Source organism: Candidatus Uabimicrobium helgolandensis (genome assembly GCF_041508025.1).
Classification (GTDB): domain Bacteria; phylum Planctomycetota; class Uabimicrobiia; order Uabimicrobiales; family Uabimicrobiaceae; genus Uabimicrobium; species Uabimicrobium helgolandensis.
In genome coordinates, this window is sequence record NZ_CP165719.1 from 8961017 (window position 1) to 8987533 (window position 26517).

The 26517-nt window shown below is 34.1% G+C and carries 19 protein-coding genes; 9 read left to right on the top strand and 10 right to left on the bottom strand.

The window, feature by feature from the left end; translation table 11 throughout:
* Positions 1 to 309: 309 nt before the first annotated feature.
* Both fumC and UABHE_RS33130 read left to right on the top strand, forming a co-directional pair.
* Entirely contained in the window at positions 310 to 1701 is a 1392-nt protein-coding gene (gene fumC, locus UABHE_RS33125) for a class II fumarate hydratase (protein ID WP_372367760.1), read from the top strand.
* A gap of 419 nt (positions 1702 to 2120) precedes the next feature.
* The gene (locus UABHE_RS33130) at positions 2121 to 3791 is read left to right on the top strand and encodes an FHA domain-containing serine/threonine-protein kinase (RefSeq protein ID WP_372367761.1); all 1671 of its coding nucleotides are present in this window, start codon (positions 2121 to 2123) and stop codon (positions 3789 to 3791) included.
* 123 nt (positions 3792 to 3914) lie between these two features.
* Here UABHE_RS33130 and UABHE_RS33135 read toward each other — a convergent pair whose 3' ends face one another.
* The 4 genes from UABHE_RS33135 to UABHE_RS33150 form a co-directional block, all read right to left on the bottom strand.
* Positions 3915 to 4202 carry a transposase gene (locus UABHE_RS33135; protein ID WP_372367763.1) on the bottom strand — a complete coding sequence of 96 codons (288 nt, stop codon included), beginning with the start codon at positions 4200 to 4202 and terminating at the stop codon, positions 3915 to 3917.
* A gap of 121 nt (positions 4203 to 4323) precedes the next feature.
* Complete coding sequence (locus UABHE_RS33140) at positions 4324 to 6573, bottom strand: hypothetical protein (protein WP_372367764.1); 2250 nt, start codon at positions 6571 to 6573, stop codon at positions 4324 to 4326.
* 117 nt (positions 6574 to 6690) lie between these two features.
* Positions 6691 to 7458, bottom strand: a complete 768-nt coding sequence (locus UABHE_RS33145) for a lipopolysaccharide kinase InaA family protein (protein ID WP_372367765.1) — start codon at positions 7456 to 7458, stop codon at positions 6691 to 6693.
* Positions 7451 to 8266, bottom strand: coding sequence for a hypothetical protein (locus tag UABHE_RS33150; RefSeq protein ID WP_372367766.1), 816 nt, complete (start codon positions 8264 to 8266; stop codon positions 7451 to 7453). The genes UABHE_RS33145 and UABHE_RS33150 overlap by 8 nt, the downstream gene beginning before the upstream one ends.
* Before the next feature lie 19 nt (positions 8267 to 8285).
* Here UABHE_RS33150 and UABHE_RS33155 point away from each other — a divergent pair, with 19 nt between their 5' ends.
* From UABHE_RS33155 to UABHE_RS33170, 4 genes are all read left to right on the top strand, one after another.
* The gene (locus tag UABHE_RS33155) at positions 8286 to 9101 is read left to right on the top strand and encodes a phosphate/phosphite/phosphonate ABC transporter substrate-binding protein (RefSeq protein WP_372367767.1); all 816 of its coding nucleotides are present in this window, start codon (positions 8286 to 8288) and stop codon (positions 9099 to 9101) included.
* 144 nt (positions 9102 to 9245) lie between these two features.
* Positions 9246 to 11288 carry a protein kinase gene (locus UABHE_RS33160; RefSeq protein WP_372367768.1) on the top strand — a complete coding sequence of 681 codons (2043 nt, stop codon included), beginning with the start codon at positions 9246 to 9248 and terminating at the stop codon, positions 11286 to 11288.
* Positions 11289 to 11474: 186 nt separating this feature from the next.
* Positions 11475 to 13574 (top strand): cyclic nucleotide-binding domain-containing protein, encoded by a 2100-nt coding sequence (locus UABHE_RS33165; RefSeq protein WP_372367769.1) that lies wholly within the window; start codon positions 11475 to 11477, stop codon positions 13572 to 13574.
* 203 nt (positions 13575 to 13777) lie between these two features.
* Entirely contained in the window at positions 13778 to 14806 is a 1029-nt protein-coding gene (locus UABHE_RS33170) for a PP2C family serine/threonine-protein phosphatase (protein WP_372367770.1), read from the top strand.
* Here UABHE_RS33170 and UABHE_RS33175 read toward each other — a convergent pair.
* From UABHE_RS33175 to UABHE_RS33185, 3 genes are all read right to left on the bottom strand, one after another.
* Positions 14798 to 16030 (bottom strand): protein kinase, encoded by a 1233-nt coding sequence (locus tag UABHE_RS33175; protein ID WP_372367771.1) that lies wholly within the window; start codon positions 16028 to 16030, stop codon positions 14798 to 14800. The genes UABHE_RS33170 and UABHE_RS33175 overlap by 9 nt on opposite strands.
* Before the next feature lie 280 nt (positions 16031 to 16310).
* Positions 16311 to 17483 carry a hypothetical protein gene (locus UABHE_RS33180; protein ID WP_372367772.1) on the bottom strand — a complete coding sequence of 391 codons (1173 nt, stop codon included), beginning with the start codon at positions 17481 to 17483 and terminating at the stop codon, positions 16311 to 16313.
* A gap of 94 nt (positions 17484 to 17577) precedes the next feature.
* Positions 17578 to 18552: a sigma-54 interaction domain-containing protein gene (locus UABHE_RS33185; protein ID WP_372367773.1), complete on the bottom strand. Its 975-nt coding sequence runs from the start codon at positions 18550 to 18552 to the stop codon at positions 17578 to 17580.
* Positions 18553 to 18650: 98 nt separating this feature from the next.
* Here UABHE_RS33185 and UABHE_RS33190 point away from each other — a divergent pair, with 98 nt between their 5' ends.
* Positions 18651 to 19952: an ATP-binding protein gene (locus UABHE_RS33190; RefSeq protein ID WP_372367774.1), complete on the top strand. Its 1302-nt coding sequence runs from the start codon at positions 18651 to 18653 to the stop codon at positions 19950 to 19952.
* A gap of 9 nt (positions 19953 to 19961) precedes the next feature.
* Positions 19962 to 20549, top strand: a complete 588-nt coding sequence (locus UABHE_RS33195) for a response regulator (protein WP_372367775.1) — start codon at positions 19962 to 19964, stop codon at positions 20547 to 20549.
* A gap of 192 nt (positions 20550 to 20741) precedes the next feature.
* Here UABHE_RS33195 and UABHE_RS33200 read toward each other — a convergent pair whose 3' ends face one another.
* Genes UABHE_RS33200 through UABHE_RS33210 form a run of 3 tightly spaced genes read right to left on the bottom strand, consistent with a single transcriptional unit; the run spans position 20742 to position 25140 of the window.
* Positions 20742 to 23015, bottom strand: coding sequence for a protein kinase (locus tag UABHE_RS33200; protein ID WP_372367776.1), 2274 nt, complete (start codon positions 23013 to 23015; stop codon positions 20742 to 20744).
* A gap of 60 nt (positions 23016 to 23075) precedes the next feature.
* Positions 23076 to 24320: a M14 family metallopeptidase gene (locus UABHE_RS33205; RefSeq protein WP_372367777.1), complete on the bottom strand. Its 1245-nt coding sequence runs from the start codon at positions 24318 to 24320 to the stop codon at positions 23076 to 23078.
* On the bottom strand, positions 24313 to 25140 hold the full coding sequence (locus UABHE_RS33210; protein WP_372367778.1) for a PfkB family carbohydrate kinase: 828 nt from the start codon (positions 25138 to 25140) through the stop codon (positions 24313 to 24315). Before UABHE_RS33210 ends, UABHE_RS33205 begins: the two co-directional genes overlap by 8 nt.
* 29 nt (positions 25141 to 25169) lie before the next feature.
* Here UABHE_RS33210 and UABHE_RS33215 point away from each other — a divergent pair, with 29 nt between their 5' ends.
* Complete coding sequence (locus UABHE_RS33215) at positions 25170 to 26417, top strand: folylpolyglutamate synthase/dihydrofolate synthase family protein (protein ID WP_372367780.1); 1248 nt, start codon at positions 25170 to 25172, stop codon at positions 26415 to 26417.
* Positions 26418 to 26517 lie beyond the last annotated feature (100 nt).

Sequence of the window (26517 nt, forward strand, 5' to 3'; positions counted from 1 at the left end):
CCTAAAACTACACTCCACTGAAATTATTATAACTTAGCCACTTGCATTCTTATTTATATATTCTAAAATAAGCAAAAAGCAAGGTGTGTCATCAATTAGAAAAATAACACACTTTCTCTTTTACTCTATATTTTATAGATAACACAACATTTCGTAATCGTTACGGTGATTGTCACCGTTTTTGCTCTTTTAAAAAAAAACTATAAATTTTTCTATTTTAAACGATTACAACTGGGGCTAAAATTATAATCTAATTAATAGCTGGCTCTATTAAAAGAAGTTTTTGTTATATTTTTTGAGGATGAAATTATGGAATACCGTATTGAAAAAGATACAATGGGTGAAATGGAAGTACCTGCCAAGTCCTTATGGGCTGCGCAAACTCAAAGAAGTTTAAAGAATTTCAAAATCGGCACAGAAAAAATGCCGGAAGAATTAATTCATGCGTTTGCTATTTTGAAAAGGTCTCTTGCTGTTGTTAATTGCAAACTTGGTAAACTAGATGAAGGAAAAAAGAATGCTATCACTCAAGCTTGTGATGATATTCTTGCAGGAAAATTTCCTAATGAATTTCCTCTTGCTGTTTGGCAAACAGGTAGTGGAACTCAAACAAATATGAATATGAACGAAGTGATCGCTAACCGCGCAATTCAAATTCTTGGTGAAGACTACACACAAACAAAAACTATTCATCCTAATGACCATGTTAATATGTCTCAAAGCTCTAATGATACATTTCCTACAGCAATGCATATTGCTGCTGTTATCGAAATTGAAAATCGTTTACTTCCTGCCACCCAAAAATTACGAGATACTTTACAAAAAAAAGTAGATGCTTTCTCTGATATAGTAAAAATAGGGCGTACACATTTACAAGATGCAACCCCTCTTACTCTTGGTCAAGAATTTAGCGGTTATGTTGCTATGCTTGACACAAATATGCGACAAACGAAAGAAAGTTTAGAGCACATTCGCGAACTTGCTATTGGTGGTACAGCAGTAGGAACAGGTCTTAACGCTCATCCTCAACTAAGTGAAATGGTTGCAGAAGAAATTAGTAGTTTAACTACTAAGAAATTCATTTCTGCGCCAAATAAATTCCAGGCTCTCACAAGTCATGATGCTATTACTTTTGTTAGCGGTGCTCAAAAAGCACTTGCGGCAAATTTAATGAAAATTGCCAATGATATTCGTTGGTTAGCAAGTGGTCCACGTTGCGGAATAGGTGAAATTGCTATCCCTGCAAATGAACCAGGAAGTTCTATTATGCCAGGAAAAGTCAATCCAACGCAAGCAGAGGCCATTACAATGGTAGCGTGCCAAGTATTTGGTAATGATGCAACAATCGGTTTTGCCGCAAGTCAAGGCAATTTTGAATTGAATGTTTTCAAGCCAGTGATTATATATAATTTATTGCAGTCCACACGCCTGTTAAGTGACGCGATGGTTTCATTTTGTGATAATTGTGTTGTTGGTGTAGAACCTGTTAAAGAAAACCTTGATCGTAATCTGAATGATTCATTGATGCTGGTAACAGCTTTAAATCCTCATATTGGTTATGAGAATGCTGCAAAAATAGCCAAAACAGCCTTCAATGATAACAGTACACTCAAAGAAGCAGCAGTTAAGCTTGAGTTGTTAACTGCCGAACAGTTTGACGAATTTGTAAAGCCGCATGAAATGACTTCTCCTAAAGCATAATTCTTCATTTGTATTAGTATCGAATATAGCGAGTTGAAATTTTGTTTTTTACTCGCTATGCTCTACAAATCCATAAAAAAATAGAATTTACTATTGTTGTGTATATATGTTATTATAGAAAAAAAAATAAAAAACAGCATTATCAAAGATTAATTTATAAGCATATCAAATGCTAATATTAATGGTGTTGCCAACATTATTAGAAAAATAATTATGGATGTTTTGCTGACAAAATAGGAAATTTATGTTTGCAAAGATAATTTATCCTCTTAAAGTAAAATTGATCAAATATAACATTTAATTATGTTTTATGAACTATAAACGTTTTATAAAGTACAATTATCGCTTTGTAAAAAACAATTGTTAACATATTGATTGTTTAAGAACTCGTCGATTTTTGTTCTTAGTTTGGTGTTCTTATGACAAATCATGATTTTGACAATAATAAAAAAGATTCTTTTAGCAGTCGTATTAAGGCAAGTTTATCTTCTTCGAGGAATGATAAAGACCAAGTTGAATACGAAACGCTGGAAAGACTACGGCATATTTCGGTATCGGAAGGGACAGATAGTACTGTTGCACATACTCCCTTAAATAGTGATACCAATATCAAAGCTAATAGCAAGACACGCAACGATATTCAATTAGAAGTTATCAAGCTTTTAGATACAGAGCGATATGAAATAGTTGAAGAAATAGGTAGTGGTGGTTTTGGGCGTGTATATAAAGGTTTTGATTCTAAATTAAGTAGAGAAATTGCGATAAAGACAATCCGGTTTGATAAAGAAATAGCCAAAAAAGTTGAATTTTTTGAACAAGAAGCTCGAACGCTAGCCCAGTGTAACCATCCTAATATCGTACAAATTCATGATGTACAAAAAAACAATGATAGCCCTTATATTGTTATGGAATTTGTCAATGGTCCCAATATTTGCGAATACATCAAAATTCTTAGAGCCAGTAAAAAATCAGAGAATGTACAGCGAATTATATGCTCTCATATTATCGATTTAATTGATGCACTTAGTTATATGCACAAACGCGAAATATATCATCAAGATATAAAACCAAAAAATATATTAATTTCTTTAAGTAATAACTGCGCTAAACTTGTTGATTTTGGCTTAGCAATAGATTATTTTGATAAGCGGCCAGATGAAAGCTTTTCTGGAACATATGGTTATATGCCGCCGGAAAAATTTGCAGGAAAAGGCTCCCCTCATATGCATGATATCTATGCTCTTGGAGCTGTTTTTTTTGAAATTCTAACAGGAAGAGTTGCACATCCAGGAAAGAATGCTAAAGAAATTGCATCGCATGTTGTTTATAACGAAGTTAGGTTTGCTGAAGAAGATACTGTTGATAATAAACTTCAAAAAATATGCTTGAAATGTCTAGCAAAAAACGCTGATGAACGCTACCAAGATTTTCCTGAGTTATATAAAGACTTGATGTCATTTTTAGGGAATAACACCGCAGTAAATGATTACCCTTACTTATCTTTAATTGTTGATAATAAAAAATTAGTTTTTCCTCTGACACAGAGTAAAAATTTTATTGGTCGTACATTCAATAATCAAATCGTAATACCTGATCCTTCTATTTCTCGTTCCCAAGCGGTTATTGAGATAGATGAAAGTGTTAAAATCAAGAATTTAAGTGAAATAAATAAAATTAAAGTGGGTAATATCGAACTAAGTTCCGAGCAGAAAATAAAACTTGTTGGGCATGAAACAATTCAAATAGCTGACTATATATTTCATTATATTCCGCGCTCAGAAATACTCGACTTAAAAGAAATCATTGTTGAAATTGAAGGTCAAAATTCGCAGATAGTTGATCGGGTAGTTACTCCTCTTTCGGTTTCGCAAAAAGAAGCAGAAAAAATAGGGTTAACTTATTCTCAAATCAATGATAGTATGTGGGAACAGACAATTTCAACGCAAAAAAAACAACAAACCTCGTCTTTCGCGCTGTCCACTACAAGAAAAAATGAGATAGTGAAATCTCAGGATATAAAAGAATTACAAGAATCTATAGAACAATTAAAAAAATCTATAGAGAAAATCGAAAGTAAAATCATAAAGTAAGTACTCTATTCGGGCGTGTCATCATTTTAGCAATGAAGCTAAGTATACAGCCACTAAAAAATTCTGAGCAGTTTTGTTGTACCGCGTAGTAATATTGCTCGAATTTGCAGAATAAATTTTCTATCAAGTGGCGCGATTTATAGAGGTGAATATCGCATTCTTTCGGCTTTTAAATGTTAGATTTAGAAGGACAGTAAGAATATTTCTTTGTTCTAGCTTTTGGATAACATGTTGTTTAGCATAGTAAGCTTTATCAGCAAGTCGTGCTTCAGAACCTTTTTCTGCCCATCGATTGTAGCGAGTACTCTTTACTCTAAAATTTCCAAACTTCTTAAACAAATCACGCCAAGGAATTCCAGCTTTATATCTGTATAACACAGCTTCTATCATATTGTCTTTGGATAGAGGCATTGAGTTTTCTTAAAAAGAAGCTGTAAACGTTTTTTAAAGTACGATTACAGCTTCGATTATAGTTAAGGTCGCGCTCATATTTTAATCAATGACACTTTAATTCTATATTGCGAACCTAACCTTACTTTTTCTTTTTAAGATACGAAGAAAGAACTGCTAGCCAAAGTGCAAAAATAATCAAAGTAACAATACCGGTTGCCATTAAATAACGACTAATTTCATGAATGATCCAACGATTATCTGTAAGTATACGAAGTTCAATATCTCTTTCAAACTCATCTGTTTTATCTACTATGTTACCATTTTCTCGTATAGAGTATTTTACCGAAAGGTAAAGCTTTAAAGGGATATTTTTTCCAGATAATTTTTCATTTTCAAATATTTTAGTATGAATATAAATGGTGAATGGATCTAAATCTGCATTAGTGGTGATTTCAGTGTTTGATATATTTTTAAAATTCCATTTCTTAGATTTTTTATCGTAAGAGTCTACGACTTTCACGCCATCTTTTGTTGCTACGCGTTGCGGGGTGTAAGATTCTAATACTGGAATTGCGCTCGAAGCACTAACTGTCGTTTTTGCCGTCCATTTACCACCTAGAGATTCAACAGGACTTTGTACTTTTAATGAAATCTCTGCTCCTGAACCTGCAAATTCAACGTTTTTGTGATCACCAAGTTTTCCACCTATAGCATAATGACCAGTTAAACCTACAAGAATGGAAAGTATTCCAAAGATGACAAGGAAGGCACTAAATTTAAACCATAGTTTTTGGCTGATATCATTAACCTCAATGTCTATTTGTTCTGTAGATTTTTGATCATCTTCGTCCAAAATAGAAGCATCTTCCCCGCGAAGTAAAACATCACTGCCATCGTGAAAACAAGTTATTAGTAGTTGCGAATCCTTTTGCGCGCGTTGTATTATTTCGCGATTTTTAACGACAACAGACTCTATTAAATCTTCAGCCTGTTCTGATTCCTGCTCGTTTGTTGGTTCTGTTTCTTGATTTATTTGGTCTTGTGTAACTTGATTATCTTCAATATTCTCGTTTTGAGAATTTGAGTTAATATCGGCTGGCTCGTCATCTTCAGTGTTCTCGGTTTGAGAACTCGTGTCAATATCGACCTGCTCCATCGCTGCTACGGCTGGAATATTTCCTGTGTCGATAATACTAACATTTTTATCACTTTTTTTTGTAGGGAGATTGGTAAAAATCCCTAATAAAAATATACCATTTATCCATAAACCAATACTCGATGCAATAGCAAGAAAAGCTATTAAGTTATTTTCAAATGTTGGTGAAAAACCACTAATATTTGAGAAATACGTCGCCTCTAGAGTTTCGCCAAATAAACGAAGTAGCAAAAATATTGTGATAAAGAGTAAGCCAGTGATTTGTTCACTTTGAAAACTTAACCATTTGCTATCACGGCTTAAAAAGTCATTGACGGCTTGATTTTTAGGATAAGCTTTTGGATTGCGTGCGTAGGTAATAAAGTTTGATAAAGAAGGAGTGCGCGCTTGACGATCTAAAGCCATTAGGTAGCGCGGAGTTGTATTGTCCTGTTGTGCTTTTTGCTCTAACTCTCGTACTTCTTTTGTAAATTCTCCTGCTGCTTCAATATTACTTGTTGTTAAGGTTTCGCGATATAGAGGTAAAGCTACCCAGAAAAGATTGAGGGTAAGTGTGACAACAATAACAAAAATAGGGTACTTCCATAATGATTGTGATGTCATTTGTAGTAAGTAAACAACATCAATTGCAGGAAAACAATAGCAGGCTATTTGGTACACTACTAGTAATGGCAACCATTTTAACAAAGTGTAGTAATGTTTGTAATATTTATTCTCTGCTATTTTGTCTTGCACAGAATGCATGAGAGATGTATAGCTATTACTTAAATCTAAACCTATTTTAAAACCCGGAATAATCCCACTAGAAAAAACCAACCAAAAGTAATTGTCAAAACCAAAAATAGAAAGAAGTAGTGGTGGTATTCCTGCAAAGATAGCAAATATAATGGTGCTACGCAGATTAATTATGAGTAACATACCACACAATAACAGTAAGGTACACAGCATCATAAAATTCCAGCTATATGCTGAATTGACAACCAGCTTAAGTGCAAGTAGCGAAGCAGAAAAAATAATCATTGCAAGTAAGAAGCGTGGACGATGCACTGTTTTATCTTTTATTTCTCCATAAGTGGTGAAACGAAAAGGAATAGGGGCCCCTATTTTTACAGGCACTGGATCGTTTGCGCGTGCAGGAATTAAGATAGGGGTTCTCTTCAAGTAAGAAGCTGCAAAGGCAAAGCTCAGGCCTACTGCCACTGCAAGTAATAAGATAACAATATCAATTATCATGAAATTTTCTCACAAAAATAAAAGTCTAATAAATCACGGGTTTACCATAAACGAAGAACAGTAAAATATCAACTTTTATTCTAAATATACCTTGGTGGGCATCTGATTTTAACGCGCTTATTTGTTTGTGGTGTTTAATGTAGTAGGAAGTGGGCGTAAAGGTTTCATTTTTCCAAACTTTTTATAGCACATTTGCGGTAGTTTTTGTTGCCATTGTTGTATATTTTTGCCGGTTTTTGCGCAATATTTTGCAATAAAAAATTTACTTTCTTCTTGTGTACATACTCTGGTGATATCTTTATATATGCTTAGTAAATCGTAAATGAAACCACGACCGATAGGGGTTTTTTTATATTTTCCTTTGGGACAATCGATAAAAAAGGGATTTGTATTTTGTGTAAGTAGAATATTACGTAAACGTAAAGATCCATGAAAAAAGCCATTATTGTGTATATGTCCTGTCATGCAGGCAATTTTGTCGATGATATATTTTCTCAATGTGTGATCATTGTTGCTCATTAAAAAAGAAACGAGATCTGTTGCCTCTGGAATTTCCTGCGTTGCAAGAATTGACCAGTGAAGTTTACCAATAACTCTTTTTTCTGCGCAGAGTATTACTTGAGGATGTGGTATTTCCAATTTAGAAAAGCAATCGTATGATTTTTTTTCTCCAAACGCAGAGCTGCATCTTCCAAGATATCTGTAACTTGGTTTATAGAAATACTTTTTAATGAAGCACATTATCGTTCCTATTTGCAGTCTGCGAACCTCAACATTGCCTCCTTTGACAATAAATTGCCCTTCTTGTAACAAGGCATCTATATCTTCAATACTTAATATGTTTTCGCTTTTGATATAGCTTTTATTTATGTAAAATTTACTCATAACTAGCCTTATCGTTGATTATTTGTAGTAGTAATGTCCAAATTCCATTCCAGCGGCGTTTAAAAAAATGATTTCGCGCTTTATGAATGGATGCAATCGTAATGCCTAACGATTTTGCCGTGCTCAATTGAGTATCGATAGAAAACCACAAATCTTTTTCTGGTATGAAAGTTAAAATTTTTTCTCGGTGTTGTGCTATCTCAGTAGAAACGTTATAGCCTGGATGGGCAACGCTTTCCATGCTTTTTTTTATTGAAAGATAAGAGCTTGTTTTATTGTCGATAGAATCTTTGATTTTCTCCCAGTAATCAATGTCTAACCACTTTCCTTCAATGAGAACATCCCAAAGTTTAGGATTGTATTTTCGTTCACCACAAAAAAGTTTTGTGAATAGATATTGATACTTTTCTTTGTACATAAATTCTAACGCTTGTCTTGAGTCTAGAACTGGAGAAAAAAGAAAAAGCTTTTGAAAAGGTAAAATATTTGCTAGTTTTAATATACCTGTTCCCCCTGCGCTATGACCAATACCATATAGTGGTAAGCGAATCTCCATGTTCTTTGTGAAGTAGATAGCATCTTTTACCGCTTGCTCAAAACAATAATAACCATGTGAGTTGCCGTGTGCACGAGGGTTATACAATATTAAGTCGAAATCTTTAAAAATATCGCGGTAATTTTCGTACAAACTAGAATGGATATCTCCCATTCCACAAGGCCACAAGAGAATAGTTCCTTGGGCTTTTTCATTTTTAATATGTTGAATATCTACAAGAGTGTTATCAAGAGTTTTTTGTAAAATCCTCATACTTTTCCTAGGTTTTATAATGTATATAGCTTCTTTACCATGGTATGATTTCTCAGAAATCAAACATGCAACGGATTTTTTTTGGTGCTTTTTAGCGGATCGCTTGCGAGATTTAGGTTTTGAAGCTCCCAATACCCTAACGCGAAATATTCCTTATAAAAATCAATGGCAATCTTCACGTTTACTATTTAGCCAAGCGTGCGGGTACGATGTAGTAAAACCCTTTATTAAAAATTTACGCGTAGTTGCTACGCCTTGTTATGATGTTCCTGGATGCAAAGAACACAATTACGCTAGTTTTATAATTGTTCACAGAGATTCGAATATCTATAACATAGAACAATTATATAATAAATCATGCGCTATCAATTGTCAACACTCTCACTCTGGAGCTAATATATTGTATTTTGTAATAGCAAATACAATAAAAAAGAATCAGAATTTTTTTTCGCAGATAGAGTATAGTGGTTCGCACGAAAATTCAGTAAAAATGGTCTTGGATAAGCAAGTGGATACTGCTGCTATTGACTGTGTTAGTTACCATATACTAGAAAAATTTCGCCCGGAATTCATAAAAAAAATTCGCATTATTTTTCATAGTCCTTATGCGCCTGCTCCGCCATATGTTACTAGCGCGTTGCGCTGTGAGTCTGAAATAAAAGCAATTCGCCAAGTTTTGATTGATCTTAATTCTCAGAAAGAAATTCAACCAACATTGAATACTTTGTTCATTCGCGAAATAAAATATATTCCTCTTGAAGAGTATTTTACTATTCTCGATATGGAAAAAATTGCAATGAACAAGCATGGGTTTTCTTTCTTGGATTTCGCCTAATAATTTGGTACACTGTAGTAAGAAATTATGTAGCATAAATAATGCTTCTAGATGCATTCACGGTGTTACAAAAATACAAAATCACCACTATATTTTTATATTCATCTCCAATCAACCAATACCTTATATAGCTAAGGATATTAAGTGAATTCCGAATTCTCTAATGATGAAAAACACTCACTGTTTGAAAACTTGCCAAATACAAGAGTTTTTAAAACTATATTTCCCAAAGGGAGTTATATAGGACCGTACCAAGTTATTGAAGAAGTAGGGCAAGGAGGTATGGCAAGAGTGTACAAGGCGTACCACCAAAAATTGGAGCGTTTTGTTGCTATTAAGGTAATGGATAAACAAGTAATTTCCCAAGAAGATCATAAAAGATTTGTTGCCGAAGCTAAATTAACCGCTCGACTACAACATCCTAACATAGTTGCAGTGCACGATGTTGGTACAGCTTTAGGACTTAACTATATCGTTATGGATTACATAGAAGGTACTTCTCTACGCGATTTGATACACAATGAAACTCTTTCTATTAGTAGAGCATGTGATATCACAAAACAAATCGCAAGAGGTTTACATTACGCACATAACGAAGGAGTTATTCACCGCGATATCAAGCCATCAAACATTATAATAACTAAGCAAAATCGTCCTGTTATTATGGACTTTGGATTGGCTAAAAATACTAAAATGGTGCAGGATATAACAAAAAGTGGTGTTATTATCGGAACGCCAAAATATATGGCTCCAGAGCAAATAAAAGGTAATAATAGTAATATTTCTCGCGCAACAGATGTTTATGGTTTAGGTACTGTTTTTTACGAAATGCTAACGGGAAAGCCTGTTGTTTTAGGAGAAACACCTCTTAGTGTTTCTTATAGCATTTTAAATAAAGAGGTACTTGCGCCGCGCACTTATAGAAGTGATATACCGCAAGATGTTCAGATTATTTGTTTAAAAACATTGGAAAAAAATAAGCAAAAGCGTTATCGCTCAACAAATGCTCTTGCTGATGATATTGATCGTTTTTTAAACGGAGAAGCTGTCACTGCTCGCCAGGAAAATAAGTTCTATCTTTTGCAAAAAAAAGCACAACGTTATCGTACATGGTTTTTGATTGTTTTGTGTGTTATTTTTGGTGTTTTGAATATACTCCAGTTCGCGTTTTTCAAAAAAGAAGGTCAAAGTAAAAAAATAGACGGAGAATACAATAAAATAACCGTGAAATATCAAAATTTGAAAAACGAGTACGATAAAATATTACTTACCTATAACCAAAATAATAAGTCTGAAGTGATGCTTAAGGCTATGGAATTTAATATGATCAATAAGCCTAAACAATCACTACAAACGATAGAAACAATTTTCAATGATGTAGAAGGCAAAGATAAGGCACGTTTTTATTGTCATAAAGCTTATTTTTTCATAAATACCCAACGATATAGAGAGGCTTTAGATTTTTTGAATCAATCTATTGCTCTTGATTCAAGTCTTTCTTTCGCATACTTTTTAAGAGGAAAAATATTTGTTTATTTTAAAATGAATGTTAGTGCTATCAATGACTTTGAATATTTTCTCACGAAAGAAAAAAATGTTGAAATTATACTGTTACTTTGTGATACATATCTTTTAGAAAAAAGATACACAGATGCTCAAAATAATTTACAAGAGCTCATTAAAATAAACCCCTCTAACTACAAAGCTTACCATGGCCTAGCCAAATGCTATTTACATCAAAAAAAATATAATCAAGTAATTACTTACTCTGTAGAAAGCTTAAAAAAAAATAAGCAGTACCCTTCAGGATACTATACCTTAGGTTATGCATATTATTTTTTAAAAGACTGGGAAAAAAGCATTCACTTTTTTACGCGCGCTGAATCATTAGATTCAGCACTTCGATATAATGATACCTTTACTCCATTTTATTATTTTAGAGGAATTGCGTATAAAAAACGTGGATTTTTACGAGAAGCTTTTAATGATTTCACCAAAGGTATTCGTTTTTTTAAAAATTCGCTACCTAAAAACAGAATTTTTAATTTGTGTCTTGTTGAACGCGCAAGGCTTTATGCAAAAAATAAAAAAAATTTACAGGCTTTAGAAGATTATAATTTGGTTAGAAAAAATTCTCCGCATTTACTAAAGCAAGAAGATTTACGCTACCTTGAGCAACATAAGTAACGTGCTTGAGAAAAATAATTCTGAATCTGACTGACAACCTGGGAGTTTGAAAAAAATAATTAAGGAAATTTTATTCATCAGCTAGGTATTTATTTTTTTCCAAACCCTTTAATTTAATGCTACAATTATAAATCCAATAGTAATATGCCGAAATTCAAGCTAGATTTATATTACAAAGGAAAAGAAATGTCCGAAAATAACAATGAAAATACCAATGAAAATACAGAAGATAAGTCGCAAGATGAAAACGAACAAAGCGATATTAAAGTGCCTCAAGGCGACGATGTTGACATGCCTGGTATTGAAGAAAATGAAGAAAACGAAGAGGTATTTTCTCAAACCCAATCTAGTGTAGTTAGTGGACGTAATACAACTATACGCATCAGTAAAATAGCTGCCATGCTTTCGCGCTTTAAACCGGAAGATAAATTTCACCTTATTGGAGAAATAGCGCGCGGGGGTATGGGAATTGTATACAATGTTCTTGATAAAAATACCAATCGTTGTTTAGCGATGAAGGTATTACTTCCTAAAGGTCCAGAAGAAGATAAAAAAAATATGGACTACTTTGTGGAAGAAGGGCAAATAACTGCGCAGCTAGAACATCCAAATATTGTGCCTCTACATGATATGGGAATGTTGGCTGATGGTAATGTATACTTTACTATGAAAAAAGTAGCTGGCGAAGAAATGATTGGTATTATTCGCAAAATACATGCTAAAGTAGATGGTTATGAAAAAAAATACAGTATTTTTCGGCGTTTATCTATGTTTCGCAAGGTTTGTGATGCGGTAGCATTTGCGCATTCGCGTCAAGTAATTCACCGCGATATAAAACCTGAAAATATCATGATTGGTGAATATGGAGAGGTTCTTACACTTGACTGGGGTCTTGCAAAGTTTATTGGTACTACCCCTCCAAAAGATTATTCCGATAGTACTGCTGTATATTCAATGCGCTTACAAAAAAACTTCTCTACAACCCAACAAGGTATGATTCAAGGGACACCACGCTATTTTGCACCAGAGCAAACATATGGAGATAGTGCACTAGTTGATTACCGTAGTGATGTTTACTTGTTAGGATCTTCATTGTACCATTTAATGACACTTCAATTTCCTCACGATGGTTCTTCGTTGGAAGACCTTGTAAATAGAGTACGTAATGGTCATATCGTTCCACCAAAACAAACTGTTAATGGCGCCTTGATTCCTAATCAGTTGGAAGTTATTATTCAAAAAGCTATGGCAGTTAAAAAAGAAGACCGTTATCAAACTGTAGAGGAAATGATTCGCGATATTGATTCCTTTCTCGAAGGTGACATAGTTCGCGATCCATTAGAATTCAAAGCTGGCGAGCTACTTATGAAAAAGGGTGACGTTGGGGATGAAGCATATGTGATCTTACGCGGTGATGTAAAAGTCTACGGTCATATTGATGGTAAAGAAGTAGTTTTTGCACGTATGGGAGCAGGTGATATCGTTGGAGAGATGGCCGTTATTTCTGCTCAAACAAGATCTGCAAATGTTGCAGCGCTTGGCGATATAGAAGTACTTGTTATTGACCGCGAACTTATGATGAATGTATTGCGTCGTTTGCCTTCGTGGATGGAAAAGATAGTTCTTAACTTAACCTCTCGTCTTAATACCGCAAATGATAATGTTCACCCACTAAAAATAAAAGACTTTAGAGCTCATGTATTGTATCAAATGACGAGCTTGATTTTAATCCATGGTGACGATAACGCGATATTCTCAGCAAGTGATATGATTTTACATGTTAGCAATTTACTTACTTTATCAGTGGATTTTATTTCAAAGTATTGTGATTTAGTTGTTTCAAACGAGCGTTTGTTCAAAAAAATAGATAATGATTCTTATCAATTACAAGATAGAGAACTTCTTATTGCAACACAACAGCTCGTGACAAAAACACTGAGTTATCCTGATAATTATTTTCCAAATATGGGTGTTCCTTCATCAGAGAAAATAGATGAAGCTGGTTCTGTTGTTGAGCATATTCTTGGTACAAAAGTAGATGAAGGAAGTGGATCTGCTGTTACAGCTATGGCTGAGAAAAAGAAAATGACACTTGCTCAAGATGAAAGTCAAAAAGGCACGGTTAGCGATAAAGTCAAAGCTATCATTGCAAATCGTTTACATGCTATTCATCAATTACTAAAAGAAAATGGTTTAGACCAAGAGGTAAGCCTTAAGTATTCTGTAAATGCAGTAGGTGAAGGTGGAGCAACTCTTGTCGTTGATGGGCATCTGGTTCAACAATAATTTCTATTTTGTATTCTTTTTCTCAAGGTTTATTTTTAATTCTTGAAGATAATGTCAATACGCGTTAGAATAATCACGAGTTTAGATGTTTAAACATCATGTTAATAAAACATTAGGCAAACACTTACTTTAAGCAGAATGTAAAGTGTACGACTCATGCAAAATAATTAGTCGTAAAGTGTTGTATTTGGAGAAATACCACTATGGCAGTGCGTATAGATTGTTATGGTGTTAGCGACGTTGGAAATGTTCGCAAAGGTAATGAAGATCAGTTTGTAATTGCCGACTTAGCAAAAAAGATTTCTTTTTCACATTCTAGTCTTCATAACGAAAACAGCCCTCAACTTGAACAGGTTTATGGTAAGTTATTTGTTGTTGCAGATGGGATGGGCGGGGCCGTTGCCGGTGAACAAGCAAGTGCTATCGCTGTTGAAACAGTAGTTGAATATGTTTTGCGTAGTATGCAGTGGTCTTTATTTTTGGATCAAAGTAAAGATGCCGATTTTCAAGATGAATTAAAAAAGGCTATTCTTTATTCTCAAAATAAAATTCAAGAGGCTACCGAACAATTTCCTGATTTACAAGGTATGGGTACTACGCTAACAATGGCTTGCGCTACATGGCCAAGACTATATGTTGTTCATGCTGGAGACAGCAGATGTTATCTCAAGAGAAAGTCTGATCTAAAACAGGTTACAACTGATCATACGGTCGTACAACAACTCGTTGAAAATGGTGTAATTACCGAAGAGAAAGCAGAGAATGTACAGTGGGGTAACTTGTTATGGAACGCTATTGGTGGTAATAGTTCCGAATTAGCTACTGATATCTATAAATTGGAACTACAACACGGCGATATGATTTTACTATGTAGTGATGGTTTGAATAAACACGTCACCGATAAAGAAATTAATTGCCTAATGGATTTAAATACCAACGCTGAGGATATCTGTAAAAATTTAGTTGAATTGGCCAAAGAAGAAGGTGGAACAGATAACATCACTATTGTTGTTGCTCATTTTATTGACGAAGAAAAAGAGAATAACAAGCGTTATGAAGACATGGAAACCTTAATCGAAGAGCCTGCAGAAAAAGCACCAAAGCAAAAAAAAGAAGAGGAAGAGGAAGAAGAAGCGACAACTAAAGACACAGAAAGAATCCAAAGTTCTATGGATGAAACAATAGTTGACGCAAATATTCAGGATTTAACAGGCGGGGAAGAATTATCCTAACTTGCAAAGATCCTGTAATAATTCCGTAGGGGTAGCATATCGATTTTCAATGTCTCTCTCGAGCATTTTGTTGATAATAAACCAAATGTTTTTATCAATGTTTAAAGGCTTAGGGTCATAGTAAAGTCGTGCTACCATCAGCTCGTTTGTAGAATTAGCTTCAAATGGTAGTAGTCCTGAAATCATGTAATACCATGTGACGCCTAAACTATATATATCGCTACAAATAGTGACTTCTTTCTCTCTCACTTGTTCTGGAGAAAGATAATCCGGTGTTCCAATGATTATTCCTTGGGTTGTTAATTGGGAATTTTGGCGGCTTTTTTTTACAAGGCCTAAATCAACTAAGACAACTCTATCATCATCTGTAACCAATATATTAGCTGGTTTTATATCTCGGTGAACGAGCCCTTGTGAATGAAGATATTCTAATCCTTTTGATACTTCAGTAATAATATTAATCGAATTTTTAATCGAAATGAATCCGTTTATCATTAACTCATCGATGGGTTTCCCATTAATATATTCCATAATATAACAAACATAATCAGGCGTCTTTATAAAATCTAAACTTTTAACTAAATTTTCGTGTTTTAAATTTAGTGATAATTCTATTTCTCTTAAAAAACGTTGAATATCCGAGCAGTGGTTTATTGTTGCGGAATTCAATGTTTTTATCGCAACAGGTAAATTATCCGATTTACGGTGTCCTGAAAATATAACTCCCATTCCACCTTGCGCTAAACGATGATCAAGAATATACTCAGCTTGTGGACTTTTAAGCACAGAACCTATTGCAAAATTGCTAGAATCTGCCCATTTAGGCTTATGATTTTGTCGTTCCAATCGTTTTATATGAGCAGTAAGACGTGCAGATAGTTCATTAGCACTAAATGGCTTTTTAATGTAATCATCTCCGCCTTCTTCAAGAGCTTTAATCACATGTTCTTCACTAGACATACCAGTAAGAAACACAATCGTTACACCTAGTTCTGGATATTTAGTGCGTATATTTTTACAAACATCAAAGCCATCAGGATCACCAATATTTATATCAAGAAGAACAATATCTGGCGCAGCTATTTCAAATGCTTCTAGTGCTGCATCTCCACTTTTAGCTTCTAAAACTTTATGGCCAAGTTCTTCAACTATTAACCGTATTAAATTACGGGATAACGAGTCATCTTCCACAACTAAAAACGTATATATTTTTTGGGTATCCATAACTACTCACAAGTAAACTAGGTCTGATTTGTGTAAATTTTTTTTACGGTGCCGATATTTTAATTTTATACAATGTGAGTTTCTTAGAGGTAGCAATTGCACTATAAAATTGAAAAGTAACGAAGTTAATCTCTAAAAAACTTAAACCATAAATGTTGAAACACCTATATCATCAATCAAAAGGATTTTACCAAATTGTGTAAATCCTTTTGATTGGTCACTTACTATAACGAATTATTGTTTCCTAGTACATAAAATTCTTTTTTTACTATTGCGACTGTTAGGGAGTATTTGTGTAAAAATGTTTTATAATTATTTGGGTATTAAAAAGCATTTTTTCGTAGCGAGTGTTTGCGCCGTGACCAAAAAGCGTTGTAATACAATTCGGAAATAGTTCACTTGCATCTTTGAAGTCAACTAAAAGTGTTTTTCCATAATGAGGGATTCGCATTTTGTGCGCTATGTTTTTTTGTAAGACTTTTTGGTTATTTTCGGGCCCTAGAATAGGATATAGTTTTTCATTAAGTCTTTGTTCCCAAGGATTAGAAGCTATAACACCACTTCCTGTAATTCCTATTTGCTGAATGTAATCACCATCTTTAGTAAAGAGTATTCCGTCTTCCAAATCTCCTGCAAGATGACTTTTACCACGATGGTTAATTATATTTAGTAGACGAAAGGTACTTTTTTCACCCCAACCGTAAAGAGGTGGAGTTCCGTAAGTAACAATATCTAATTTTACTTTGCGAATTTGTTGTAGCCATTTGGACATTTGTGAAACATCAACACCACCTTCGGACGCAATTTCCATCAGTCTATCTACGCCTTTTGATTCTGATAAAAAGTTTGTTAACAAAGCAAATAACTGCCCAGCATGACTATGCCCGACAAGTAAAATTCTGCCGTTTTCTAATTCTGATCTTTGGGATATTTCTTGTGCAATAGACTTTGTTAAAAGTATGGCAGATTTTAAACGAGCCCAATGGTAACCACCAGAAGACCACTCGTAGCGATGACAGGGAATTTTATCTCCAAGAGCTTTTGAAAATAAATTTGTGTACTCAGGGGTAAAGTTTGCAGTATCTTCAAATAGTAAGTCGTTAGAGTGTTTGATGATATCTCTCAATTTTTCTTCTAAATCAGGGCTCATGTCAGGATATATTTTTTTTAGGTATTCTACTGTACCAAAAGGATCATTTCCGACAAAAGTACCATGGACAAAATATACTGATTGAACATTATTGTTGATCAGTTTCTCAGCGAGCATTGACATTTTTTTACGCCATAAATCGCTTTGTGCTTTCCACGAGAGTTCGTTACGGTTAAAAGTAGCAATTTCATTAAAATCTAAGTGTTGGAAGGATGTTTTTGGAGGGCTACTGGTGTAATTTTGTGGGCCTAAATCAGCGAAGGTAAAACAGCAAAAAATAGAGATTAATATTAGTTTATCCATAAATTTATCCTTATTATCGTTTTTAATTCATTATAACAATAATATTAGGCGCGTGTCACCAGTAAAATAGATGAGCTAATAATTTTGTGATACTCTAATGAAAAATTTCATTTTGTTTGGGAAGTAATTTGTATTTTTTCATACGATTCCATACTGTAACGCGAGATACGCCTAAAATTTCAGCGGCTTTAGAGCGGTTTCCATTTGCCTGCTTCAAAGCTTGAATCAATTGTTCTTTTTGAGGGCAGTTTTTTGGCTCTACTGTTGTGGATTTTAGCTGTTCTGTAAAGGATTTCTCTAATAACGGTTGCTGGCTTTGACATATGTCTTCGGGAAGATGACAAGGCAAAATAATTTTTTCAGCCAAAACGAGTGTATGGCGTACGCAATTTTCTAATTGGCGTATATTACCAGGCCAAGAATATTCTCTTAATACATTTATTGTATCGGCATGAAAATGTCGGTTTTTGCTGGGAGAATATAGTTCTAAAAAATAATTTAGTAGGACTTCAATATCCTGCTGGCGATTGCGAAGGGGTGGAAGATAAATGGAAAAAACATTTATTCGATAGTAAAAATCTTCGCGGAAGGTCCTTTCGTGTATCATATCTTTTAAATCGCGATTTGTAGCGGCTATTATACGAACATTTACATCTATTAAGCGGCTGTCTCCTACGCGCTCTATTTGTCTTTCTTGTAAACTGCGTAGCAATTTTACCTGCATAGCTCCAGAAAGTTCACCTATCTCGTCTAAGAAAAGAGTACCATTATCGGCAAGTTCAAATCGACCTTTACGGTTTGCTGTAGCTCCTGTAAAAGCACCTTTTACATGACCAAATAGTTCGCTTTCAAATAAATTTTCAGATAGCGCTGAACAGTTAACAGCGATAAAGGGCCCATCTTTTCGCCAACTACAATCGTGTATTTTGCGCGCCGCTAATTCTTTGCCTGTACCTGTTTCTCCTAGAATTAAGCAGTCTACATCACTTTGAGCAACGCGATTTATTAAATAATTGACACGTTGAAGGCTTACACTGTTACCCATCATCTTTTTTTCGAAGCTTTTCATTATCTTTACCTTGAAAAATATATAAAACAATGCTAAAACTTTAAATGAACGTGTATATATTATATACTTGCTTCTTTACAATGTTAAGGGAGAACTGAATGAAAAGAAAGTTTTATAGTTGTGATAAATTGACTCTTCACGCATTGAGTATCCTTGACATAGCAGAGGATGCTATTGTTTGTGTCGATGAAGAATGGCGTATTATTCTTTTCAATAAAGGAGCTGAAAAGCTATTTGGCTACAAGACTCAGGAAATACTTGGTCAATACATTGATGTTTTGATTCCTGATGATTCGGTTAGCTCTCATCGCAAACTTATGCAAACTTTTGCTGTGAGTAAAAGCAAGGCTAAATTAATGAATCGACGTGAGACTGTTTTTGCCAAACATAAAAATAATAATCTGTTTCCTACTCAAGTAACAATATCAAAAATAAAAGTAAGTGAAAGTACCATTTTTACTGCTATTTTACGCGATATGACAAGTGTACAATTAATTCAACAAAAGTTACAAGAAGCGAATGATAATCTTGAAACCAAGGTGAAGAAGCGTACAGAGAAATTGCAAGAAGCGAATGCAAAATTAAAAAAAGAGATTTACGCACGCCAAAAAGCGCAAAAACTTTTAGAAAAAGAATTTCAAGCTCGTTTAGATGCTGAGACGGAGAGAACGAGATCTATACAAATAGTAGAAAAATCTTCTAAACTAGCGTCAATTGGGGTTATTGCAGCAGGAATTACTCATGAAATTAATCAACCTCTTAACGCAATTAAAATAACTGCTGACAGCATTCTTTATTGGGAAAAACGCAATCAAAATATTTTACCTCAAAGATTTATTGATAAAATAAAAGATATTTCGCAAGGTGCAAATCGCATAAATGAAATCATTTATCACATGCGCTCTTTTTGGGATTCACAGCAAAGCCAAAAAATGAAAGTAAATATTGAGGAAGTTATTAAAAAAGCTCTGTCTCTTGCAACAGTACAACTACATAGCCACGGAATAAATCTAGAGTACAAGCCTTCGCGTTCTAATCTTTACATAAAAGGTAATTCTATAAAATTAGAACAGATTCTTATTAATTTAATTGTTAATGCTGTACACGCTGTTGATTCTTCGCAAAAGACTAGTAAATACATCAAGATACAAACAGCAAAAAAGAAAAGCTATGTCGAAATAAAGATAATTGACAATGGCACAGGTTTTGCAAAAGGTATATCTCAAGAAAGTTTATTTGATCCTTTCTATTCAACGAAGAATAGTAAAGGAGTTGGTATGGGACTTGGTCTTGCTATTGTAAAGTATTTTGTTCAAAAACTAGAAGGTAAAATACGTTTTTTTAACAATAAATTAGGAGGCGCTACTTTTTGTTTAGAACTTCCAATTTACAGCAGTTAAGGAATAAAGATGAGAATACTACTTGTTGATGATGAACCTCTAAGTCGAAAGGCGACAGCGCAATTTTTAGAGGAAGAACTAGGACACGACATTACAGAGTGCGAGCATGGTTTAGATGCAAAAAACGTTTTGCAAAAAGTTAGTTTTCCTCTAATTATTAGTGATGTGCGAATGCCTTGTATGGATGGCCTTGCGCTTCTAAAGTATGTTAAGGAGGTTACTGAAAACACTGATTTTATTATTATTACTGGGCACGGAGATCTAAATACTGCGATTAAAGCGTTAAGGTATGGAGCATACGATTTTATACGCAAACCAATAGATATAGAAGAGCTGGCTGCTTCGGTGTCAAGAAGTATGGAAAGACAGGCTTTAATCGTTGAAAATAAAGAGTTAAAGCAAAAAAAACAAAATAGCGCTACCCTAAATTCATTTATTGATCAAATAGAATTCCCACAAAGCGGTTTTGATCTATACAAAATGGAAGCAAAAATTATATGTAAAGTACTTGATGTATGCAATAATGATAAAAAACAAGCCGCTAAATATCTAGGCATTAGTCCTCAAGCGCTTAACAATCGCCTGAAAAATAAATAATTCACTTTCAATAGGACGTGTTACTAATTAGGAAAAGCGTATATTTGCATATTTTATAATTGATATAACCTTGTGTGATTGCGTTATCGATGGTGATCTGTGACTATGGCCGTTTTACTGTCTTAAAAGAAGTTATAAATGTTTTTCTTAAACACGTCTAGTTGATGACGCCGTCTAATTTGAAGTTATTCTTTAGCGGATTATTTTTTGACGTATTTTAGAGGATTTTTCTCCAAGAGTGATGGCTTTTTTGTAGTGCTGTAAGGCTAATTTTTTGTTCATGTCAAAGCCTATTCCTTTTTCATATAAAAATCCTAACACTACATGTGTATTTTTATCTTTTTTACTAGGGTTCATCACTCTTCCTGCAATTTTCTCATCTTCGATATATCGGACAATATCATCTATAATATTGAGATTTTGCGTATCGTGATGGTGGGCCGTAATAAGCCAATAAAAGCTATCAATGAATAGTTTTTCTTGTTCCATGAACCAATAAGAAAGTACATAGCGAGCATAGTTATTTTTTAAGAGAACTTGTTCTTGTATTTTAGACAAACTGATGCTCTTTGTTAAATTAAAAATATCGTTTTGGGCATAACGATTTCCTTCTTTTTTCGCTTTAATAAGCCAATATAAACCTTGATAATAATTCGTAAAATAACGAATGTGCATGTTACCTAACGCTCTCATTGCTAGATGGTAATTTTGTGTTGCCGATTGGTTGAATATGTGAGCAATTTCAGCCAGGCTTTTACGTGGTTTTGCTTTTTTTCCATGTTCGTCTAAATAAACGGCAGCCAAATTATTTAAACAAACAGCACTTTTGTATTTTGCTCCGGTTTCAAACCACTGCGTTGCTAAGTTATTGTTTTGAGGAACAGAAAGTGTACCATAAAAATAAAGATAACCAATACTACTAGCAGCATAAATATTACCTTTTTCAAATGATTCATTTAGTAGCTCTAGCGCTTTTTTGCCGTCTTTTTCAACTTTTGTTCCTTGAAAATAAAGCAAACCTAACTGATGCATCGATTCTATTTCACCTAAAGAAGTTCCTTTCTCGAAGGCTTGTACAGCCGCTAGATCATTTTGTTGTTCTAGGTAGATTTTTCCTAAACAAGTAAACGCTAGTGGATAAAACTTTTTTGTCGCAGATAGTGTACTTTTTAATGCTTGAACTAAGTCTTTTTTTACACCAATACCATGAAAATAAATTTTTGCTTGTAAGTATAATGCATATACGTCTTGTTTATTTTCTATTTGCTTATACCACTTGGAACTAATTCTATCACTTTCATATATTTGACGACTAACCCCTAAGCCTCTTCGTAGCATTAGCGATTTTAATAATCTAGGATAAGGAGACAGCGGAAATTGAGACATAAATAGTTTATTTTGTTTCCAAGTATCTTTGAATTTATTTTGGGAAAAACTTTTCATGATGAGCGCAAATTTTTTATGAGAATGAATCTCTTGTTTACTAGAGATACCTAAAAATAGAAAACCTAGCAAAAAAACAAAAATCATGCTAAATATAACTTTTTTAGAAGCTTTGTTATCATTTGTAATACGCTGGATTTTTCGTATATGCGGCTTGCGGACTTTGATCTCGCGTGTAGGCTGATGCATTCCCATAATTGAATTCATTTCGCGAAAGAAAACGTCAATATCTATGCGTTTATGAGAATCTTTTTCAAGGGCGCACTCTAAAAGACGAGAAAGCTTTGTAGAATGAGGGAATCTTTTTTCGATGATATCTTTCAGTGGCGTGAGTTCGAAAGTACTTACTTTCAACATTGTATTTAAATTGTTATTGCCAAGAAAAGGCGATTGCGAAAGATTTGCAAACAATTGGTAGATAACAGTGGCAACAGTAAAGACATCGCTTCTTTTTGTGGTTTTACCATTTACTTGTTCTGGACTCATGTAGCCAGGAGTACCTAGTATGGCATTGGTTTTTGTCAAGTTTGATGTCTCGTCTTGTGGAATAAGACTTTTAGCAATACCAAGATCAAGAAGTTTTACATATTGGCCTTTTGCGACATACAAAATATTGCTTGGTTTTATATCTCGGTGAACTAAGCCTTGTAAATTCATTGTACGAATAGCACTAACGAGCTGATAAGATATGAGTAGTTTTTCTTGAGAGGTTAACTTGCAATCGCGATAAATAATTTCTTCTAATGTTTTTCCCTGAACATACTCCATAACCAAATAAAATTGTTTATTTTCTTCAAAAAAATCATACACGCGAACAATATTTGGGTGTGAAATTTTGCTTAGGTACAAAGCTTCTCTTTTTAAACGCTCTATACTCTGAATATTTATTTGATCAGGGTGAATGTTTTTTATAGCGACTTGGCAATTATGCTTTTGATCTGTAGCTAAAAGTACAAGACCCATTCCACCTTCACCAATGGCTTTTTCTATTTTATATCTTTTATTTATATATTGTTGTGTCATGGGTTTTGTCTAGTCACTTAAAATGTTTTCGATTTACAACGAGAATAGCAATATTCTATATTATTTATCTAGTTGATCTACATATTCCGCTGCTGATAAATTCGCGTCGATGTTTTGTTTTGCTAAGCGAAAAATTTGTTTTGGTGATGGCCAAAATCCGTCCCACCAACCGCCCACTTCAGGAGTTACTGAGAGAATATTTTGCGTTTCTAGTAACCAATCGTCAGCGTCACCGCGAATAGGATAGATCATTTTATCCGAAGAACCATACGAGTAACCATTTACTCGTGTTAGTTCTTTCATTAGTGGTAAGCAGTGGGGTGAGGCAACAACGTCTTTATGCGCCCAAGGGTAGTAAACCACATTTCCAAAAGCGTGGTAGTTTAGATTTAAGCGGATGTTTTTTGTTGCAACGAAATTGCGGATAGCTTGTGTTTCATTCTCGGAAAAAGGTTGTGTTCCGCGGTAAGTTACTTCACTTGGATCATCACTTGATCCTTTATTTTTGTAATTCCAATATTTTTTGGGTCCGTAGTTGCGATTGAGATCAACACCGGTTTTATTGCGATTTTTGCGCCACAATCCACCACCGTTAGGGTTCGTTTTCTGATTGTATGCATAACCATCAGGGTTAACAAGAGGAATGAAAAATAACTCACGGTTATCTACAATACTGCGTACACGTTTATCGGTTTCGTAATTTTCAAGTATGTAGTACATGAAATAAAAAACCGTCATGAGTCCTGCTGGTTCACAAGCGTGGTGTGCAGCGGTATACATTATTTGCGCTTCGGTTTGTTGTTCGTTTTTCGTTGCATTGTCTGAAATTTTGACCATGTAAATATCTCGACCGTTTACTGTTTTTCCTATAGATTTTTTAGCAGTAATTAGGTTTTTTTTGCTGTATTTCTTGAATAAATAGTCTAGGTTTTCCGTGACCTCTTCAACTGTAAAATATCCTCCCATAGATCCTAGCTTCATTTCTGTTTTTGCTGCAGAAAGAGATTTTTGAGCATCTGCAAGATCTTGGTGATTTCTTTGGGCGTAAAACTCACTTAGATTTTCAATAATTATTTTATATGAAATATTACTTTTGTCGAGTTTGGTGATTTCTGTTGGTGTCAATGGTAAACGAATAATATCTGTTTTAGTATAGTGTTCGTGAGCTGTACACTCCATTGCAAATGGTAGACTTGCTATCTTCTCTGCGTTGTCTTTGTGGATATAAATTTCGACCATGCTATAGTGATTTTCAGCAAATATACCTGAAAGTAGAATGAAACTGAGAAGTAATATTTTATACATGTTTGTTTCCTTTTTCACGAATTGCATTTGAAGTTGATTGTGGAAAAGATTCGATATTTAAATAACTACAATTGTTCTCAATACAAATCTCAAGAACAGTATACAAGTGGTTTATAGCTTGATAAGCTGCGCGAATGATGTCTGGGTTTTGACAATAGTAACAACATAATAGTGAAGTAAATGCATCTCCGCAACCACCAAATTTTGCATCAGTAATAAACTTTTTTTTCACCTCAAACGCTTGGTCTTTGTTGACAATTACCACGTTATTTTGTAAATTTGCAAATTGAACAGAAGTTACAATGACAACTTGCAATTTATCAAAAGAGTTTATCAGTTTTCTGCAACAATTGAATAGGTGACTTAAGTCTACTATTTTTTGCCCGCAAAGTATTTCTAATTCAAAGAAATTTGGCGTAATGACGGTAGCATATTGTAAAAAAGATTGGTATTGTTGTACAACACAATCTTTGACGTAAATTTTTTCATTGTCACCTATAACAGGGTCTACAACGACAAGAGGCCTTTTTAATATTTGTAGACCATTTTCCATGGCTTGCATTTGCTTGGCTGAACCAAAATAACCAGTGTGAATGACATCTAGCTTGTTGCGCAATAACAAAAGTGTTTTTTCAATAAATTTTAGCCAGTCATTGTTATCAAACGTAATGCCAAATTTTTTTTGTGATGCTACTCCTGAGAAATAAACAGTGTCGATAAATGTACACTCTAAAGGAAATTGCGCGTAAACATCTCGCGAAATAACATTGCCTACTTTGCCAATAAGAACATTACTTTGTACAGATAAAATTGACTTCATTAAAGCTTTATCCTTATAAAGGACAGATTATGTCTTCGTTTACATCAGTGATGGAACATCTTAATCAAACAACAGAACTCACTAAAAAATGGGACTTGCAAAAAATAGCACAAATTATAAATAAAATAAAAAATAATAAAACCATAAATATTCAAATTGTCGGAACAAACGGTAAAGGAACTACAGCTTTATTTTTGCAAAAAATTCTGTGCGCTCATGGATTGAATGTTGGTCTATTTACATCTCCGCATCTCGTACAAATAGAAGAACGCATTCGTTACAATAATGAACAGATATCTTCGCAAGATTTTGTAAAAATCTATTCTAGTCTCCGCGATGATTTTGATCGATTGAAGTTGTCTTATTTTGAGAAATTAGTGGCGGTAGCTGCGAAGTTTTATAGTGATAATCTTCCTCATTTTGTTGTATGGGAAGCAGGTTTGGGAGGACGTTTAGACGCAACAACTGCTATGGGTAGCGATGTTGTTCTTTTTACACCTATTGCCAAAGATCACACAGAATATTTGGGGGATTCAATTGCGCAAATTACTTGTGAAAAGTTTTTTGTTAGTCAGTACGCTTCAATTATCTTTTCAGCACCTCAAGATGTAGAAGTCCGGGAGGTTATGGAGAAACAAGCGCAAGACTATTGTAAAAAAATTAACTTCATTCCACAAGTCCGTAATTACAAAATAAATACAAATGCAACAGCATTTTCTATTGAAGATAATGACATTAGTATTCCGATGTACGGAGGACACTACGCTCAAAATGCTATGTTGGCATGGAAAACGGCACAACACTTACTTCAACAAAAATTTTGTGCTGCCTCTGCTATTAAATCTCTAAAAATAGCATCATGGCCAGGGAGATTACAAGTAACAAAACACAATGATGAATATTATATTTTTTCTTGCGCGCACAATGTACATTCGTTAAAAAGTGATTTGAATACACTAGAAACAATGATAGATAAAAATATTGTACCTTCCAATTTAGGAATTGTTTTCTCTATAACACGCGATCGGCCTGTGGAAGAGCATATGGAGCTTATCACCCATTACTTTCCGCAAAACAAAGTCGTTGTTGCGCAAGCAAATCAGCATCATCCTCTTGCAAAAAATGTTTCTAAGAATTACAAAACAACTCAAAATTTCAAGCAAGCTATCTCGACATTGAGTAAACAAGGTATTGACAACTATTTGGTGATAGGTTCTATTTATTTGGTGGGAGAAGCGTATAAATACTTGAATTTAAGAGTTGGGGCTTCAACTTAATTTAGGTGCGTTTGAGCAACAAAGAAAAACAATATGCGGTGTTGATCAACGCTCAATGTTCAATATGCGAAACAATGTGCTCTTTGTTTCGCATATCGAC